Below are 17,614 nucleotides of genomic sequence, written 5' to 3' on the forward strand. Positions count from 1 at the left end.
CGTGTCCGGGCCCCTAGCGCGGCGGGACCAGGTCGAGCCCACCAGTCGGCGTTCGCGGTCGGCGCGGCTCAGGGCGCGAAGCTCGAGCGACCCTGGATGCCCCAGCGGCCGTCGACGCGAGTGACGATGTAGATGGAGTCGAACGCGCCGATCAGGCTGCCGTCGGCGCGGAAGCGGGCAAAGCGGGTGTCGATATGCACCTTGTCCGGCCCCGCATGGATCACCTGGCGCCGCTGCCAGGCCGAATGATGCCATTCGCTGAGCGCGCCCTCGCCGAACATCGCGGGCGTGTGGAAGCCAGGGTTGATGACGGTCACCTTGTTCGAGGCGAACCGTACATGCGGGAAGTTGAAGGTGGCTTCGAACGCCTTCACGTCACGTGCGTTGAAGGCCGCCATGAAGGCGTCGAGGCGCTCCTGGGCGGCGGCGATCTCCTTCGCATAGGATGCGTGCTTGGGCTCCACAGGCGGCGCTGGGACCGACTGGCCGGCGGCGGCCGACGCCCCGCCCAGCGCCAGCCCCAGGCTCGCGATCATCGCTCCGATCCGGCTCATCGTTCGTCCTCCATATAGCGCCTGCGGCTCAGACGATCCGCGAGGAGGGGATCTCGGGATCAAACGGCCAGTCCACGTCCGGCGAATCCAGGTTCAGAAGTTCGGCCGCGTTGCTGCGCCAGGCGCGCATCATCTGGCCGCACCAGCGGATGTAGTCGGCGTCCCGCGCCGGATCGCCGTGCTCGACCCAGTAGACCAGGGCGTCGCGGGCGAAGGAGATCATCGGCTCCAGCGTCAGGTGCAGAAGCGGTGGCCGCTCGGATGCCGGCGGCGGCGGGTTCGGCCACCAAAGCAGCGCTGTCAGCCGCTGCGCGCCGCGCTTCCGGAGCTGTTGGTAATAGCCCTGGTAGGCGGCCTGCTGGCCGCCGTCGCGGACGAGGAGGATGTAGGCGTCTTCGAACGCCCGGGCGACGGCGAGCGAGCGGCGGAAGTCCGCGCCATAGCCGGGCCACGGCTTGCTGTCGCTGGCGTTCAGCTGTTGGACGATCTCGCTGAAGATCGCGTGGATGAGCTGATCCTTCGATGGGAAGCGCCGGTAGAGGACCATCTTGGTGACCCCGGCGGCGGCGGCGACCTGCTTCATGGTGGCGGCGGCCAGGCCGTGCTGGCGGAAGACCCGCGCCGCGATGCGCATGAACGCCCGCCGTCGCTCCGCCTCCCGCGCCGCGCGCGCGGCGGCGGCGGAGTCCGCCTCGTGTCTGGCAAGGGTCATGCGGGCCTCCGAACCGGGCCGGCCTAGTCGTAGATCTGCAGGGCTTGCCGGTCGTGCACCTTCACCGACTGGCGCATGCTCGTCCATTGCGGCGGCGCGTTTCCGGCGTCCCAGGCGGACAGCTTGGCTTTCAGCGCAGCCACGACGGTCGGGCGGTTCGGAGCGAGGTTGCGGCGTTCGCCCCTGTCCCGTTTCAGGTCGTAGAGCATCGGGTGCTGGCCGTAAGGGGAGACCGTCGCGTGCGTCCCATCGGGGGTGATGCCGGCGCTGTGCGAGACCTGGGTCCCCGGCGGCGCCTTGTTCGCCAGCCACAGCTTCCAGTCGCCGTCCCGGATGGCGAAGTTGGGGCCGGCGCGCCAGTAGAGCGTCGGGTGCGGGGCCGCCGCGTTCCCGCCCGTCAGGTAAGGGATCAGGTTCACGCCGTCCGCCGGTTTCGGCAGCCGCCCGCGCGCCAGGGCGGCGGCCGTGGGCGCGATGTCGAGGCTGGACACGGGCCGATCGTCCACGCGGCCGCCCGGGATCCGTCCCGGCCAGCTCACGATGTAGGGCACGCGCACGCCGCCCTCGAGGTGCGACCCCTTGTGGCCGTTGAGCGGTGCGTTCGAGCAGGCGCCCAGGACATAGGCTGCGCAGCCGTTGTCGCTGACGAAGATCACGAGCGTGTTCCGCTCCAGGCCCTCCGCCTTCAGCTTGGCGCGGATGGCGCCGACGCCGTCATCCAGAGCCGACACCATGGCGGCGTACACCCGCGCGCCCTTGTCCGGCACGTGGCGGTACCGCTCGGCGTATTTCGCCGTCACCTGCAGCGGCGTGTGCGGGGCGTTGTAGGCCAGATAGAGGAAGAACGGCCGATGCCTGTTCTCGCCGATGAAGCGCACGGCGTCTCCGGTGAAGGCGTCGGTCAGATAGCCCTTCACCTCCACCGGCTCGCGGCCGCGCAGGACCGGCGACATCCTGCGGGCATGGACCATCCGGTCGCGCGGCGTGGCCTCTTTCGGGAGCGGATCGGCGGTCGAGGCCCGTTCCGAGCCCTCGGAGCCGGGCGGCGTGTGGAACTCGTCGCCCGGCTGGGGGTCGATCATGTAGCTCGACGCCCCGGCCGTGATGCCGAAGAACTCGTCGAAGCCGCGGTCGAGCGGTTGGTAGCCCGGCGCCTGGCCGAGATGCCACTTGCCCACCATCGCCGTACGATAGCCCGCCTCGCGCATGACCTGGCCGATGAACGTCTCGCTGAGCGCCACGCCGCCCCGGCGATCACGGCCCACAGGATTGAACTCGAAGCCGAACCGCTGCTGGTAGCGGCCCGTCAGGATGGCCGCCCGCGAGGGCGCGCAGACCGGATGGGTCACATAGCCCTGGGTGAACCGCACGCCCTCCGCCGCCAGGGCGTCGAGGTTCGGCGTGCGGATGATCTTGCTGCCGTAGCTCGACAGGTCGCCATAGCCGAGATCGTCGGCCACGATGACGATGATGTTCGGACGGGGGGGCTCCTGCGCGGTGGCGGCCGGAGCGCCGGCGAGCGGCGCGCTGGCGGTCAGCAGGGCGCCGGCCGTCAACGCGCCTGCAAGCGAAATGCGCTTCATCTTTCCCCCTCAGCGCGTCGTCTTCGGCGTAACGCTAGACCGGCCGTGCGGATCGGTCTGCGCAGTCCGCTGTTCTGCTGCTATAGCCTAGCGGCATGGAGCTCAGGCATCTCGAGCAGATCCTCGAAATCTGTCGCGCCGGCGGGATCAGCGGCGCTGCGCGCAAGCTGCAGATCGCCCAGCCGACGCTCAGCAAGAGCATCGCGCGCCTCGAGGCGCAGCTCGGCCTCAAGCTGTTCGAACGCACCGGCGGCGTCGCCCGGCCGACGGCCTATGGCGCCTTCGTGGCCCAGCGCGCCGAGGTCCTGCTGCAGGGCGTCTCGGCGCTGGCGCGCGACCTCGAGCAGATGGCCCGCGGCGAGGAGGGACGCGTTCGGATCGCCGTGGGGCCCGCCTCGCGGTTGAAACCGCTGCCGGCCTTCGTGCGTCTCGTGGGCGCGCGCTTCCCCCGCCTCAGTCTGGAGACCAGCCAGGAGACCGGCCCGGAGGTGATCCGGGCCCTGCACGAGGGCCGCGTCGACCTGGCCTTCGGCTATTCCGAACACGCGGCTCCCTATGGCGACCTGATCCGCAAGAAGCTGTTCGAGGATCCGGTGATCCTCGTCGCCCGGCCGGGCCATCCGGCGATGGATCTCCGCCGGGCCCAGGCGTCCGAGCTGCTTGCCTGGCCGTTCGCCCTGCCGAACGTGCTGCCCGGCATCGAGCGCTGGGCGGGCGAACTCGATCGCGCGCAGACCCAGAACCTGCGCGGCTTCGTCAGCGACGACTACGCGCTGATCATCCAGCGGGCGCTCGACACCGACGCCATCGCGCTGGGTGCGAGCTTTGTCTTCGAGGAGCACTGCGCCGCGGGCCGGCTCGTGCGGGTCGACGCCACCCTCGAGCTGACCTACGCCTGCTGGATGCTGACCACCGCCGAGCGATGGCGCTCGCCGCTGATCAAGGCCCTCGCCGATCTTTCGCGCCAGGCGGTGACGCCGGGACAGGACATGATAGCCGCCAGCTATGACGGCGCCGGCGCTTCCGTGCGCTAGGCTGACCGCGTGCGTCAGTTCCCCGTCCTCGCCGCCGCCGTTGCCGCCTGCGTCGGCTGCTCGCCGGCGGCCGAGGCGCCGGCTTGCGCTGCGCCGGATGCGGGCGATATCGCCTTGCCCGGCGGCCGCTTCCTGATGGGCGCCGATCCGTTGCTGCCGGAGGAGGGGCCGCCTCGTGAGGCGACTGTGGCTCCGTTCCGCATCGACCGGACCGAGGTGACCAACGCCCAGTTCGCCGCGTTCGTCCGGGCGACCCGCTTTGTCACCCTGGCCGAGCGGGCGCCGGATCCCAGGTTCTATCCCGGCGTGCCGCCCGAGCGCCTGAAGCCGTCGTCGGTCGTGTTCACGGGGCCGCAGACCGATCCGGCGAGGGCCGATCCGGCGCGGTGGTTGGGCTGCTTCCCGTCCAACGGCTTCGGCCTGTTCGACATGGCCGGCAATGTCTGGGAATGGACGAAGGATGCAGTCCCCGGCGAGGCCGGCGCCCCGACGCACGTGATCAAGGGCGGCTCCTACCTCTGCGCGGAGAGCTTCTGCTTCCGCTATCGCCCTTCGAGCCGCCAGTCCGGGCCGCCGGATACCGGCGCGTCACACATCGGCTTCCGGACCGTACGGCGCGGGCCGACCTCGGCGGCGACGGCGAACGGCGCCAAGCCGCAGCGCCCGGAGGCTTCCCCGTTATGACCCTGTCCCGTCGCGATTTGGGCGCCTCCAGCCTGGCGGGCTTGGCCTGCGCCGTGGCCCCTCCGGCGCGGGCGACGTCCGGCGACGGCTGGAGGGGCGCGGACGTCGCCTGGCTGCAGGCTGTGCTGGAGCGCTTCGCGGGGCTCGGCGACAAGGCGTCGGGCGGGCCGGGCGACGACGCCAGCGGCGCATGGCTGGAGGGCGAGCTCGGCCGGATCGGCTACGCCTGCCGCCGGCAGGCCTTTGAGGTTCCGTTCTTCGAACCCCACACAACGACCCTGGCCAGCGGAACGGCGCAGGCCCCGTCGTCCACCAGGCGCTATCGGCGCTCACCGGTCCGGCGGGCATTTCCGCGCCCCTGACGCTGGCAAGCGCGGGCGGCGCCCTGGCGGGCGCCATCGCCCTCGTCGTGCTGCCGCACAAGCGCTGGGTGACCCTGGTGGATCCCATGGCCGTCCGGCCCCTGGCCGATGCGTTCGCCCGCGGCGCGGCGGCGGTGGTGCTGGTGACCACCGGTCCGAGCGGCCAGGCGGTGGCGCTGAACGTCTCGACCGGGCGGCCGCCGTTCGACCGGCCGGTGGCGATCCTCGCGCCGAAGGACGCCGGGTCCTTGCTGGCGGCGGCGGCCGAGCGGCGGCGCGGGACGCTGGTCGTGGACGGACGGGCCGGGCGGCGCCCGGCGTTCAACCTGGTCGCGCGGCTGGACCGCGGCGCGGCGAAGACCCTGGTCGCCTCGACGCCGCGGTCGGGATGGTTCGGCTGCGCCGCCGAGCGCGGCTCAGGCCTGGCGGTCTGGCTGGCGCTCGCCCACTGGTTGGCCCAACGGTCCGACGGCGGCCTGAACGTCGAGCTCGTGGCCGCCAGCGGCCATGAGTACGAGTACCTGGGCGGCGAGCACTACCTGGAGCACGCCGCGCCCAAGCCGGCCGACACGCGGATGTGGCTGCACGTCGGGGCCAGCGCCGCGGCGCTGGACTGGCACGAGTTCGGGCCCGCGTTGCGGCCGCTGCCGAGCGCCGATCCGCAGCGGGTGCTCACCGCCACGGCCGACGTGATCGACCGCGTGCGGCCGGCCTTCGCCGGCGTGACCGGGCTCGAAGCCACCCTCGTGGCCAGTGCGGCGACGGCCGGCGGCGAGCTCACCAATGTGCTGAAGGCCGGCTATCCGACCGCCATCGGCCTCTACGGTGTCCACCGGTACTTCCACACCCGCGGCGATGACATGCGGTGCACGTCCGGCGAGCTGGTGCGCCCGGTGGCGCAGGCGTTCCGTGCGGCGCTCGCTGCCTGCGAGACAGAGCCGTGCTCCTAAGATGCGGCCGCAGAGGCCTTCTGGCGCGCCCAGTCCACCCTGGCGAGCAACCAGCGCCTCGGCCCCTCTGCCGGCTACGCGTTCTCAAACAGCCCTGCGAATTCCGGGTCGGCGAAATAACGCACCTTCCACGCCCACATCGGCGGCAAGCCGGGCTGGAGCAGGATTTCCAAGGACGGATCCAGCCGCATGATTTCGTCCGGCGTCATGAGGTCGCGGCGCGACAGGTGCGTAGCGGTCGACGTGCTGTGCGTGCTGAAGAACTGGGTCGGCGCGCGCGAGGTGCTGGCGCCGGAGGTCTCATAGGCGACCGTCGTGGCGCCGATGGAACGTGACACCCAGTTCGCCGTCTCGATGTCGGCGACGTTGAAGACCTGTAGCAGGCCGGCGTTGGACAGGAACGTGCCAGCGCGCTCGCCATAGGTGCTCCAGAGCTGGTGCATGTCCTGGAGGATCGGCCAGAGCTGCACGCCGTAGCCGGCCATGTAGCCGAACGCCCGTTCGATGGGTTCAAGCCGGCCCAAGGCCGCGAACTCGTCCATCAGGAAGAGCACGGGCGCGGCCCCGTTTCCCGGCGTGCGTGCGATGTCCTGCAAGGCCTGGACGACGAGCAAGCGCAGCCAACGCGCGTGTGTCTCCAGCCGTTCGGGCGGAAGGACCAGGAACACTGTCGCGCACTCCGATTTCAAGCCGCCGAACCGGAAGTCCGAATGCGACATGCCGCGGTTGATCCGGGCGCTGACGAGGAAGTGCGTGTGTCGCTGCGCAGACGAAAGAACACCGGTCGCCTCGCGGTCGCTCTTGCCGAGATGCCGGTTGGCCGCGCGCCGCACCAGGCCGTCGGCGCCAAGGCTGTTCTGCATCTCCGTCAGGGTCGCCGGCAACTCCTCCGGGCTGGCGGTCAGGAGGTTTCGGACCTCGGCAAGGTTGCGCCGTTCGGGGTCGCGGTTGCAGACGATGTGCAGGATGAGCCCGGCGATCAGCGCCTTCGCCTCCTCGTTCCAGTGCGCTTCGCCCGCGTGCGCAGGCGGATCGTAGACCAGGGCGTCGGCCAGCAGCGCGGCGTCTTCGGCCAGGTCCGGGCTGTTCGGACTCAGGAGATCGAGCGGATTGTAGGCGGCGCTTAGCTCTCCAGTGATCTCGAATGGATCGAGGACATGAACGCGCCCGAACTTCGCCCTCGCACGGGCCGCGACGCTGGCGTTCTCGCCCTTCGGATCAACGCAGATGATCGAACGGTGGGCGGTCAGCAGGTTGGGGATGATGGCGCCGACGCCTTTGCCCTACCGCGTGGGCGCGATGGTGACGAGATGCGCTGCGCCGCCGTAGCGGAGGAGCTGTCCACCGCGCTTGGGCTCGCGTCCGACGATCAGCCCCTCGCTTCGGCCGAGTGCGGCCCGCACCTGACGGTCCGTGGCCCACCGGGCCGAGCCATGCACGTCCGTCTGGGTCGGCGCGAGTTTTCGGCGCCACGTCCCATAGCCGGCGAAGGCGCCCGTTCCTCCGAACAGAAGGATGAGGAGGGTCTGCCCCAGATGATTGCGCCAAGTGGGGATCGCGATCGCCACGACGAGGTCGGCGACCAAATTGCCGATGAGGAAGCCGACAACCAGATGGACCGCGAGCGAGACGTATCTCATGGCGTCGGCGGGGGCGGTTCAGGCCGGCGGACGAGTTTGCGCCGCCCCCGAGCCTTTCTCCGACCTCCGCGTCGTGGCGGCGGGTTCGCCGAGTAGATCGGCGAACAGCGCGGCGTCGTCCTCGCGGGTGATGAAGCCGGGCAGCTCGCGCCGTAGCCAGTTCGGCAACTCCTCCTTCGAAAAGGCGTCCTGACCCTTCTCCAGCCGGTACAGGATGAAGGCGCCCAGCAGCACCTTGCGGCGCGTGTCCTTGGCGCGTTCCTGTTTGCTGAGTTTGGTCTGGAGGGTTTTGCGCTGGGCTTCCAGTTGCGCCAGGCGCTCGGCGATCGACCGCTTTGCCATCGTCCTCTCCCGATGCACGCCCCCCTCGCGGCCTCCACCATAGCCGGTCCCGCCCGCGCCGTCACCGGTGCCAGAGCTTTCGGCAAGTCGCCTGATCGTGTTGCCAAGATTAGGCGCTCTTCATACCTTCGGACATCGTGACATCCGCGGTTCGAAGGCTCGCCGATTGCGCGGCTTGCTCTGTGCATTCTCCGTTCCACTGCTCAGCTTGCTCACATGCGGGCCACCCCGAGCTGTCTGAGCAAAGCGAAGACTAGTGAAGGGCGCACTTACGAGTTGCTGCGCAACTCAGCGCTTGTTAGCTTCAGATCGACGGACTTGAGGACGCTATCGGGGCTTGCGCACCCTTGGCCCGCCAGGATCGCCGCAGTGCGCGGCGCCACCTGAGTGTTCGTCATGGCGATCTATCACCTGGCGATGAAGCCGATCAGCCGCAGCGGCGGGCGCAGCGCCGTGGCCGCCGCCGCCTATCGCGCCTCGCAAAAGCTCACCAACGAGCGCGACGGCCTGACCCATGACTTCACGCATCGGCGCGGCGTCGAACATACGGAGATCGTGCTGCCGGAGGGCGTTGAGGCCGAGTGGGCGCAGGACCGTTCGCGGCTATGGAATGCGGCCGAGGCGGCGGAGACGCGCAAGGACGCGCGGGTCGCCCGTGAGATCGAGGTCGCGCTGCCCCATGAACTGACCGCTGACCAGCGTCTTGAACTGACGCGGGAGTTCGCGCACGAGCTGGCCGATCGCTACGGCGTGGCGGTGGATTTCGCGATTCACAGCCCGCACGGCGACACCGACGTGCGCAACCACCACGCCCACATCATGCTCACCACCCGGAAGGTCGAGCAGGATGGGCTCGGCGAGAAGTCCGACCTGGAGCTGGAGAACAAGAAGCTCGCCGCGCTGGGCCTGCCGACCTCGCACGACCAGCTCCGCGACATCCGCATGGATTGGGAGGATCGCGCCAACCGGCATCTGGCGCTCGCCGGTCACGACATCCGCATCGACCATCGTTCGCATCGCGACTGCGGCCTGGAGATCGAGCCGACCCAGCACATGGGCGTTCACGCCACCCAGATGGACCGGCGCGGCAAGTCGGTCGTGCGCGCCCGTCAGGACGAGGACCAGGCGCGGCGAAACGCCAAGCTGATCCGCGAAAAGCCCGAACAAGCGCTGACGCTCGTCACCAACGAAAAGAGCGTGTTCGATCGCACCGACGTGGCGCGAACGCTGCACCGCTACATTGATGATCCTGACGCCTTCCAAGCGGCCTTCGCCAAGGCGATGGCGTCGTCCGCGCTGGTCGAGCTGCGGCCCGAGCAAAGGGACGAATTCGGCCGCACGCTGGAGCCGGCCCGCTACTCCACCAGGGACATGATCGCTGTCGAGCGGCAGATGGCCGAGAGCACCGACCGGATGGCGGAAGGCCGGACGTTCGGTGTCGGCCGCGGCAAGGTCGAACAGGCTATCGCGGATCGGCCGTTCCTGGCGGAAGAGCAGAAGGCGGCGGTCCGCCACATCACCGGTCCCGAACGCATCGAGGCCGTGGTCGGCATCGCCGGGGCGGGCAAGAGCACGATGCTCGGCGCCGCGCGCCAAGCGTGGGAGGTCGAAGGCTACCAGGTCATGGGTGCGGCCCTGGCCGGCAAGGCGGCGGAAGGATTGGAGGAGTCCTCCGGTATCCGAAGCCGAACGCTGGCGAGTTGGGAACGCAGTTGGGAGCGCGGGCGGGACATGCTCGGCCCGCGCAGCGTTCTGGTGATCGACGAAGCCGGGATGGTGGGAAGCCGTCAGCTTTCGCGGGTTTTGGCTCAGGCCGATCAGGCGGGCGCCAAGGTGGTGCTGGTGGGCGATCCCGAACAGCTCCAGCCGATAGGACCGGGCGCGGCGTTTCGAGCGGTGGCCGAGCGCGCCGGCTTCGTGGAATTGGGCGAAATCCGCCGGCAGCGCGAAGGCTGGCAGAGGGCGGCGTCCGTGGACTTCGCGCGCCATCGGACGGCCGAGGGTTTGGGCGCCTACGCCGAGCGCGGCGCCATCCGCTTCGAGCATGACATCGGCGCGGCCCGTGGCGCCATCGTGGGCGACGTGATCGCCGACATGGATGCGCGGCCGAACGGCTCGCGACTGGTGCTGGCGCATCGCCGCGCCGATGTGGCGGATTTGAACGACGCGATCCGCGCCGTGCGCCAGGGCCGTGGCGAACTTCAGAACGAGCACCTCTACCAGACGACGGAGGGCGACCGCGCCTTCGCGTCTGGCGACCGCATCCTGTTCCGCGAGAACAATCGCGACCTCGGGGTGAAGAACGGCATGTTGGGCACGGTGGAGCGGGCCGAGCCCGGTCGGCTCGATGTCCGTCTGGACAGCGCCAAAGGCCCCGGTACGGGACGGGCGGTGTCCGTTTCGATGGCCGACTATGCGGCGGTGGATCACGGCTACGCCACCACGATCCATAAGGCCCAAGGCGCCACAGTGGACCGGACCCACGTGCTGGCGTCGGGCACGATGGACCGCCATCTCACCTATGTCGCCATGACACGCCATCGGGACGCCGTGACGCTCTACGCCGGCCGGGAAGAACTTTCGGACGTGGCGGCCTTGTCGTCGCGACTCTCGCGCGCCGGGCTGAAGGAAACCACGCTGGACTACGCAACGCGGCGCGGGCTCGAACAGCCAATCGTCGTGCCAGAAGGGTTGCAAACAGGGGCGATGCGGCGTGGGGCCCGGGACCGTACTCCCGCTTCAGACGTCGAGCCGGCACGCAAGCGCGGGATGTTCGATGGCCTGACGCTGAACCCACGCCGGCCGGCGCCGGCGATGGGACGCGTTGAGGCCTTGCCGCTGTCCAAAGCGGATCGCGTCGCGCCGGCGCCACGACAGCCGCTTGCGCAGGCGGCGGAGCGTTATGCGCAGGCCTTGGACGGCGCAGAGCGGATGCGCGCCCAGGCGCTACCGGTTCTGGAGCATCAGAAGCGGGAATTGCGCGAGGCGGCCCGCGCGCTGGACGCTGCACGGCCAGGCGCGACGCGCGACTTGCACAATGCGCTGCGGCACGAGCCGGCGACGTGGCGGGCGATGCGGGATCTTCGCGGCCCGGAACGCGGCGCGGAGCTAGCCGGCGCCGTCCGCCATGAGGAGCAAGTGCGGCGCGATCCGGTGCTGAAGGCCGACCGCCTGGTGAACGAATGGAAGCGGCTGGAGGCGCAGCGCGACCGGCTACAAGGTTGGCGACATGGGGAGGCGCGCCGCCGCCTGGAAGGCCGCATGAAAGCGATGGCGGGAGCGCTCAAGCGCGATCCGCAGTTGGAGTCTCTTGTGCGGTCTCGCGCGCCCGCCTTGGGTGTGGAGCGCGGCTCGGCGCTGGCCCGGGTGATCGCGGCGCCGGGTGCACGGCAAGCCGCGATGGAGATCGGGCGAAGCCGGGACCCCGGCATGTCGTTGTAGCGAGCGCGGAGGGCCAGGATGGCGGTTGAACAGGCGGGCGATCCGGCCCAGGCGTTCGAGGATTTGCGGGCCGAGGTCTCGGTGCTGCGCCGGGCGATCGAGGCCCTGCCGGCGGCCATGCGTGAGAACCGGCAGCCGGACTACAGCGCGGACCTCGCCGTCCTCGGCAAGGGCTTGGACGAGATCGGCGAGCAGCTTGAGACCGTGCTGAAGTCGCCGTCGCTCATGCTCTCGCACGAGCAGCAGGGTCAGGGCATCGCCAAGGCCGGCCTGGCCCTCGTCCGCGAGGCCGCCCAGCGGCTGGATCGCGCCGCCCAGGAAGCCGAGCGCGAGCGGTCACGGCTTTCGGGCATCATCGGCCAGGCGTGGGCGCAGGACCGCCAGTTCAAGCTACTATGCTGGACGGGCGGCGCGGCCTTGGCGGTCGGGCTGGTGCTGTCGCCGATCATCGCGGGCCTTCTGCCGCTCGGGCTCAACACCCGCGTCGCGGCCCTGGTGATGCGCGAAGATCGCTGGACCGCCGGCGGCGACCTGATGCGCGCCGCCAATCCCCAGGGATGGGCTCAGCTTACCGCAGACACCGCTCTTGTGAGTGAAAACCGGGAGGCCGTCGCGGCCTGCCGCGCTGCGCTGGCTCGCAGCGGCAAGGCGCAACGCTGTTCCCTGGCCCTGAACCCAGCGCCGAGCCCAACGGGTGGTTCAGCGACCAGGCCGAAGTAGCGTCATGGCTCTTGATCCTGGACGACGCCCGATTGCGCGTTCGACGAGGACGCTGTGGCGTCTCTCCACGCCAATAGGCAATAGAGCGACAGGGCGCCGCCGGAGAGCACCGCGCACAACGAGGCCCAGCCTAGACCCTGCCCTGCAAGTTGACCCAACAGGAGCGCGACGACGCCCGCCGGGGGCACAATGAGCAGGAGGTGGCGGCGGCGGAACGACAAGTGCTTTGATCCCAGAGCGGTGGCACGACGCCGTTATGGCCAAGTTCCGCTAACGACCGGTAAGCGCGTGCGACAACCTGAAGCGCCACTCAAAGTTGTCCGAGGACACACTGACGGATACAAGCCTAGCTGTAAGCGGCGCGGTTCATAGCCCGACAGCCTGACGCACGCTTGGCGACCCGCTCGGGTTTCCGGCGCCCGGTCTCTCGCCGATACGGCACGGGGCCGGGCAGTCGCCCTTTCGCATAGCCTAGTGAGTGGACCGAGCTGGCCCCTGCATCACCAAGGCCAGCTGATCATAGACCCTGTCCAGTTCCGCACGGATGCTCGCGCGGTCGCAATCCCCGCCCTTGTCCAGCGCTGCAAGCAGCATAAGGCATTTGTCCACAATCGAACGGACGGTGGGATCGCCGCGCTTGCGCAGCCGAAGTTCAAGCAACTGGGCCGCAGTATAGGCCAAGGCAAAGGTCCGCGCTTCATGTGTGCAGTTAAGCCCAACGCCTGATAGGTGCAGGCTCGCGGCCCACCGTCAACTCGCGCTCGTCGCACATGCCGATCCAGTTCGCCGAAGGGCGTCGAGCCGTTGGCTTCTAAACCGCCGCTTCCTTCACCGACGGGTCGACGTCGACGATCACCGGGGCGACAGGCGTGTGAACGAGCGAGACCTTCGTGCCTGGATTCATGTCGTCGAGATCCACGCGCGCCTGGAGCTGCCGCGCCAGGGCCTGGATGATGCTGGTGCCAAGGCCTGAGGTCGCGGGCTTCGCCTTCGGCATGCCGATTCCCGTATCGGTCACCGAGAGCGTCCACATTGGCCCTTCGGTCTGGTAGTCGACCGTGATCTTGCCGGCGCCGTTGTTGGGGAAGGCGTGCTTGAGCGCGTTGATCACCAGTTCGGTGACGACGAGGCCGAAGCTCACCGAAATGCCGGCGTCGATGGTGACGTCCTCGGCCACCACCTCCAAGCTGAGCCGGGTGGCATCGGGGATCATCGAGGCGGCGATCGTGGCGCAGAGCTTGGTGAGATAGGCCCGCAGCTCCACGGTGCCGGTAGTGGCCCCCGCCAGCTGTTGCTGTAGGTCGGCGATGGACATCACCCGGGCATGGGCGTTGCGCAGGTGCTCACGGGCCTCCTCCGACTGAACGGAGCGGGCGTTCTGCATCAGCACGCTGGCGATGATCTGCAGGCTGTTGGCGACCCGGTGGCGGATCTCCTCCATCAGCGCTTCGTTCTGGGCGGCCAGTTCCACGTTCTGGGCGGCGTTCGCCCGCAATTGGTCCTGGTCCTTCTTGGTGGCCAGCCTGGCGTCGGTGACGTCGGCAATGGCCACCAACAGCCGCAGCTTGTCCGAGTCGCCATAGGCAAGCTTCTGGACGTTGATCACGAGGCGGCGGTCCGCCTGGTGCGGCCGCCGCAGGTCCATCTCATAGGAATCGATGGCGGCAACACCCTCGGCGGTGGCTTCCAGCAGCATCTGAAGCTGAGGTATTCGCCATTCGCCGGCCCCGAGTTCGGTGAGCGCGTGACCGGAAGCTTGGTCGGCCTCGATGCCAAACGCACGGCAGAAAGAATTGCTCGCCGCGACGATCTTCAAATCGCCATCGATCAGCAGCAAGGGCGCAGCCGAAGCCGCCACCATGGCTAGAGCCAGGCTCAAACCCGGGTCGACCGGGTGCGAAAGATAGCGGGCGGGCACAGGGGCCCCTTCCAAGTGACCGGAGGCTCGCGAAGCGAAAGCCGTACCCGGGGCGATAAGACAGCGCGCGATCAGCGCGCTTCCTAAGCACCTATATCACATCACAAGCGGAACCCATCAGGAACTAGGATGTGAGGAACGTAGCGCGCGGTCTCGATCCCGAGCCTCGATTTCGGGCTGATCGCAGATGCCGATTTGGAGGGTCGATCTCTAGGAACTCTGCTTGAGCCGCACGCCAGGTCCAACAGCGCTTGCGTCATCAGCTTCCAAGAACAGGACGCCGGCGCTCTCTAGAGCGCGCTGCACAGCTTCGACGTTGGCGGCCGAACTGCGCCCAGGGCCAAGCTGGCTCTCCATGCGCACAATGGTCGGGAGCGACAGCCCCGATGCCTTTGCCAGAGCCGGCTGGCTCCAACCCAACAATGCACGTGCGGCCCGGATTTGAGTTGCCGTCAACATGTCATGATAATTTTCTAATCGTATGAGATGATTTCATGTTGACGCCCCATCGCCTGCGCGCGATCATAAAGTTATCATAGGTGATTAGAAGGCTTCGGTCATGGACTCGCGTCGCAAGACGGGCGTCGAAGGCGTGCGCCTGCCTGAACTCTCCAGGCGGGCCGTGATCGCCGGAACTTCGGTTGCGGCCTTGGGCGCCGCTAAGCCGGTCGCGGCGACGGGCGCCATCCGGCCGGCCGCTACGTTGGTCCCTTCGGACGAAGGGATAAGGCGGTGCGCGAATTGGCTGGCGATCGAGGCCAAGATCGCGCGTCTCCAGACGCGCTGGGCCAAACTGGAAACTTGGCTGGCGAAAAATCACAATTGGTTCCGCCTGAGCCCCGCCGAACAGCAGGCCTTGCCGTGGGCGAAGGAGCTGCGCGACATCGACGGCTGCCTCGATGTGCTGTTCGAGCAGCGCGAAGCGGCGCTGAAATCCATTCCGAGTTCCGGTTCGGCCGACCTGGAATCGATCATTGCGAAGCTGGCCGTGGTGGAGCGTCTGATCTGGCGCGAGGAGCACCCGGAAGTTCATGCCCTGATCACCGGAGCACGCCGAGATCTCACGGCCATGTCACGCCGGCATTCGGAGGCCGCTAGCCCCCGTTCAAGGCAGTCCGTACATGGAATGCGCCCGACTTTTGAAGGTGTATGATGCCTCCTCCGCCTGACGACCGCCGCGATCCTGTCGATGTTTCCGTCGGCGCGCGTATCCGTTTGACCCGCAAGATGCGAGGGTGCTCGCAGCAGGCCCTTGCCGAGGCGGTCGGTGTGACCTTTCAACAGGTGCAGAAGTACGAGAGTGTGAATCGGCATGGAATTTTGACCCCCTAACCGGGGTGATCGGCATGCAAATTTGACCCCCATCCCGGGCGGTGTGGCCAGATCGACGGCTTTGAGGGCTGTCGATCGGAGCGGGGATGCTGGTGGTGGAGACGATCGCCCGGATCAGGCGCGAGCACTTCGTCAAGGGCAAGTCGATCAAGGAGATCGCCCGGGCGCTGAAGGTGTCGCGCAACACGGTGCGCAAGGTGATCCGGTCGGAGGCGACGGCGTTCGAGTACGAGCGGGAGCGCCAGCCGAAGCCGAAGATCGATCCCTGGCGGTCGCGGTTGGACGCGCTTCTGGCGAAGAACGCCGCGGCGCCAGCCCGCGAGCGGCTGACGCTGATCCGGATCTTCGAGACGCTGCGGGCGGAGGGCTACGAGGGCGGCTATGACGCGGTCCGCCGCTACGGGCGCAGCTGGGCCAAGGAGCGCTCGGCCTACATAGCCGACGCGTATGTGCCGCTGTCGTTTGCGCCGGGCGAGGCCTACCAGTTCGACTGGAGCCACGAGGTGGTGGTGATCGGCGGCATCACGATGACGGTGAAGGTGGCTCACCTTCGCCTGTGCCACAGCCGCATGCTGTTCGTCCGCGCCTACCCGCGCGAGAGCCAGGAGATGGTGTTCGACGCCCACGACAAGGGCTTCGCCTTCTTCCGTGGCGCCTGCCAGCGCGGGATCTACGATAACATGAAGACCGCGGTGGAGGCGGTCTTCGTCGGCAAGGACCGCCTCTACAACCGCCGCTTCCTGCAGATGTGCGGCCACTACCTGGTGGAGCCGGTGGCCTGCACGCCGGCGGCGGGGTGGGAGAAGGGCCAGGTCGAGAACCAGGTCGGCCTGGTGCGCGAGCGGTTCTTCACGCCCCGGCTGATGTTCAAGAGCTTCGAGGAGATGAACGCCTGGCTGCTCGATCAGTGCGTGGTCTACGCCAAGGCCCATGCCCATCCCGAGCTGCGCGGCGAGACGGTCTGGGCGGTCTTCGAGCGCGAGCGGCCGAGCCTGGTCCCGTACCGGGGCCTCTTCGACGGCTTCCACGCCGTGCCCGCGTCGGTGTCCAAGACCTGCCTCGTCCGCTTCGACGGCAACCGCTACTCGGTCAGGGCCCAAGCGGTCGGCCGGCCGGTGGAAGTGCACGCCTACGCTGATCGGATCGTGATCCGCCAGGACGGCGAGATCGTTGCCGAGCATCCCGGCGCTTCGGCCGCGACCAGACGATCTACGATCCCTGGCACTATGTCCCGGTGCTGGCCAGGAAGCCCGGCGCCTGGCGCAACGGCGCACCCTTCAAGGACTGGGTGCTGCCCGGCGCCCTGGAGCGCGTCCGCCGCCGCCTCGCCCAGATCGACGACGGCGGCCGGCAGATGGTGGAGATCCTGTCCGCCGTCACCACGGATGGGCTTGGCCCGGTGGAGGCGGCCTGCGCCCAGGCGCTCGCCGACGGGGCGGTCTCCGCCGACGTGATCCTCAACATCCTGGCCCGGAAGCGGGACGTCTCGCCGCCGGTGACCATCCTGACCCCGGAGGCGCTGCGCCTGACTTACGCGCCGCTCGCCGACTGCGGTCGCTACGACAGCCTGCGGAGGGCGATGTGATGGAACGCGGCGAAGTGCTCGACCTGATGGGCGAGCTGAAGCTCTACGGCATGCGGCAGGCCTACGACGAGGTGATGAGCGCGGGCCTGAAGCGCCAGCATCCGCCGCCACAGATCGTCGGCGACCTGCTCAAGGCCGAGATCGCCGAGAAGCAGGCCCGCTCGATCAAGTATCAGATGACCATCGCCAAGCTGCCGCTGGCCAAGGACATCGCCGGCTTCGACTTCTCCGGCGGGCCGATCAACGAGGCCCTGGTGCGCGATCTCGCCGCTGGCGGCTTCATCGCCCAGCAGCGCAACATCGTCCTGATCGGCGGAACCGGCACCGGCAAGAGCCATCTGGCCATCGCGGTCGCCAGGGCCTGCATCCGCTCCGGCGCCCGAGGCCGCTTCTTCAACGTCGTCGACCTGGTCAACCGCCTCGAGACCGAAGCCCGCGCCGGCCGTCAGGGCCGGCTGGCCGACCATCTCACCCGACTGGACTTCGTCATCCTCGACGAGCTCGGCTACCTGCCCTTCGCCCAGGCCGGCGGCCAGCTGCTCTTCCACCTGATCAGCCGGCTCTACGAGCGCACCTCGATCATCGTCACCACCAACCTGGCCTTCGGCGAATGGCCCACAGTCTTCGGCGACGCCAAGATGACCACGGCGCTGCTCGACCGGCTCACGCACCACTGCGACATCATCGAGACCGGCAACGACAGCTGGCGCTTCAAGAACAGAGCCTGATCCGCCCACGCCCCGGGTGCGCCCGTCGG

Annotated in this window: 15 protein-coding genes and 3 pseudogenes; 10 read left to right on the top strand and 8 right to left on the bottom strand. The window is 68.7% G+C overall.

Annotation, left to right across the window (positions count from 1 at the left end; genetic code table 11):
- Window positions 1-68: 68 nt before the first annotated feature.
- From ACO2Q0_RS21495 to ACO2Q0_RS21505, 3 genes are read right to left on the bottom strand one after another with little or no spacing between them, the layout of a single operon-like run.
- Window positions 69-554 (bottom strand): hypothetical protein, encoded by a 486-nt coding sequence (locus ACO2Q0_RS21495; RefSeq protein WP_423353565.1) that lies wholly within the window; start codon window positions 552-554, stop codon window positions 69-71.
- 28 nt (window positions 555-582) lie between these two features.
- Window positions 583-1,266 carry a TetR/AcrR family transcriptional regulator gene (locus ACO2Q0_RS21500; RefSeq protein ID WP_423353566.1) on the bottom strand — a complete coding sequence of 228 codons (684 nt, stop codon included), beginning with the start codon at window positions 1,264-1,266 and terminating at the stop codon, window positions 583-585.
- A 23-nt stretch (window positions 1,267-1,289) separates the two neighbouring features.
- Window positions 1,290-2,849 carry a sulfatase-like hydrolase/transferase gene (locus ACO2Q0_RS21505; RefSeq protein WP_423353567.1) on the bottom strand — a complete coding sequence of 520 codons (1,560 nt, stop codon included), beginning with the start codon at window positions 2,847-2,849 and terminating at the stop codon, window positions 1,290-1,292.
- A gap of 95 nt (window positions 2,850-2,944) precedes the next feature.
- On the opposite strand from ACO2Q0_RS21505, the gene ACO2Q0_RS21510 reads away from it, so the two are divergent.
- The 4 genes from ACO2Q0_RS21510 to ACO2Q0_RS21525 are packed head-to-tail and all read left to right on the top strand — an operon-like array spanning window position 2,945 to window position 5,879.
- Window positions 2,945-3,883 carry a LysR family transcriptional regulator gene (locus ACO2Q0_RS21510; protein ID WP_423353568.1) on the top strand — a complete coding sequence of 313 codons (939 nt, stop codon included), beginning with the start codon at window positions 2,945-2,947 and terminating at the stop codon, window positions 3,881-3,883.
- A gap of 9 nt (window positions 3,884-3,892) precedes the next feature.
- Window positions 3,893-4,567, top strand: coding sequence for a formylglycine-generating enzyme family protein (locus ACO2Q0_RS21515; RefSeq protein ID WP_423353569.1), 675 nt, complete (start codon window positions 3,893-3,895; stop codon window positions 4,565-4,567).
- Complete coding sequence (locus ACO2Q0_RS21520) at window positions 4,564-4,929, top strand: hypothetical protein (RefSeq protein ID WP_423353570.1); 366 nt, start codon at window positions 4,564-4,566, stop codon at window positions 4,927-4,929. Before ACO2Q0_RS21515 ends, ACO2Q0_RS21520 begins: the two co-directional genes overlap by 4 nt.
- Window positions 4,930-4,976: 47 nt before the next feature.
- Entirely contained in the window at window positions 4,977-5,879 is a 903-nt protein-coding gene (locus ACO2Q0_RS21525) for a hypothetical protein (RefSeq protein ID WP_423353571.1), read from the top strand.
- A 74-nt stretch (window positions 5,880-5,953) separates the two neighbouring features.
- On the opposite strand, the pseudogene ACO2Q0_RS21530 reads toward ACO2Q0_RS21525, so the two are convergent.
- From ACO2Q0_RS21530 to ACO2Q0_RS21540, 3 genes and pseudogenes are all read right to left on the bottom strand, one after another.
- Window positions 5,954-7,150, bottom strand: a pseudogene (locus tag ACO2Q0_RS21530) (type IV secretory system conjugative DNA transfer family protein); the annotation flags it as partial.
- A 12-nt stretch (window positions 7,151-7,162) separates the two neighbouring features.
- Window positions 7,163-7,519 (bottom strand): hypothetical protein, encoded by a 357-nt coding sequence (locus tag ACO2Q0_RS21535; protein ID WP_423353572.1) that lies wholly within the window; start codon window positions 7,517-7,519, stop codon window positions 7,163-7,165.
- An 18-nt stretch (window positions 7,520-7,537) separates the two neighbouring features.
- A complete protein-coding gene (locus ACO2Q0_RS21540) occupies window positions 7,538-7,861 on the bottom strand; it encodes a mobilization protein (RefSeq protein WP_423353573.1) in 324 nt (107 codons plus the stop codon).
- A 396-nt stretch (window positions 7,862-8,257) separates the two neighbouring features.
- On the opposite strand from ACO2Q0_RS21540, the gene traA reads away from it, so the two are divergent.
- Together traA and ACO2Q0_RS21550 are read left to right on the top strand one after the other, a co-directional pair.
- The gene (gene traA / locus ACO2Q0_RS21545; RefSeq protein ID WP_423353574.1) at window positions 8,258-11,302 is read left to right on the top strand and encodes a Ti-type conjugative transfer relaxase TraA; all 3,045 of its coding nucleotides are present in this window, start codon (window positions 8,258-8,260) and stop codon (window positions 11,300-11,302) included.
- An 18-nt stretch (window positions 11,303-11,320) separates the two neighbouring features.
- The gene (locus ACO2Q0_RS21550; protein ID WP_423353575.1) at window positions 11,321-12,022 is read left to right on the top strand and encodes a DUF6118 family protein; all 702 of its coding nucleotides are present in this window, start codon (window positions 11,321-11,323) and stop codon (window positions 12,020-12,022) included.
- Between the two features lie 811 nt (window positions 12,023-12,833).
- On the opposite strand, the gene ACO2Q0_RS21555 is transcribed toward ACO2Q0_RS21550, so the two are convergent.
- Together ACO2Q0_RS21555 and ACO2Q0_RS21560 are read right to left on the bottom strand one after the other, a co-directional pair.
- The gene (locus ACO2Q0_RS21555) at window positions 12,834-13,940 is read right to left on the bottom strand and encodes a sensor histidine kinase (protein WP_423353576.1); all 1,107 of its coding nucleotides are present in this window, start codon (window positions 13,938-13,940) and stop codon (window positions 12,834-12,836) included.
- 210 nt (window positions 13,941-14,150) lie between these two features.
- Window positions 14,151-14,399 carry a helix-turn-helix domain-containing protein gene (locus ACO2Q0_RS21560; protein ID WP_423353577.1) on the bottom strand — a complete coding sequence of 83 codons (249 nt, stop codon included), beginning with the start codon at window positions 14,397-14,399 and terminating at the stop codon, window positions 14,151-14,153.
- Between the two features lie 100 nt (window positions 14,400-14,499).
- On the opposite strand from ACO2Q0_RS21560, the gene ACO2Q0_RS21565 reads away from it, so the two are divergent.
- The 4 genes and pseudogenes from ACO2Q0_RS21565 (at window position 14,500) to istB (ending at window position 17,585) form a co-directional block, all read left to right on the top strand.
- Window positions 14,500-15,093 (top strand): helicase, encoded by a 594-nt coding sequence (locus ACO2Q0_RS21565; protein WP_423353578.1) that lies wholly within the window; start codon window positions 14,500-14,502, stop codon window positions 15,091-15,093.
- Window positions 15,093-15,239 (top strand): annotated as a pseudogene (locus ACO2Q0_RS21570) (helix-turn-helix domain-containing protein); the annotation flags it as partial. The gene ACO2Q0_RS21565 and the pseudogene ACO2Q0_RS21570, both read left to right, overlap by 1 nt.
- 119 nt (window positions 15,240-15,358) lie before the next feature.
- Window positions 15,359-16,851: pseudogene (gene istA / locus ACO2Q0_RS21575) on the top strand (IS21 family transposase); the annotation flags it as partial.
- 5 nt (window positions 16,852-16,856) lie between these two features.
- The gene (gene istB / locus ACO2Q0_RS21580; RefSeq protein WP_423353579.1) at window positions 16,857-17,585 is read left to right on the top strand and encodes an IS21-like element helper ATPase IstB; all 729 of its coding nucleotides are present in this window, start codon (window positions 16,857-16,859) and stop codon (window positions 17,583-17,585) included.
- Window positions 17,586-17,614 lie beyond the last annotated feature (29 nt).

The sequence above is a fragment of the Phenylobacterium sp. VNQ135 genome, assembly GCF_049445735.1.
GTDB lineage: Bacteria > Pseudomonadota > Alphaproteobacteria > Caulobacterales > Caulobacteraceae > Phenylobacterium.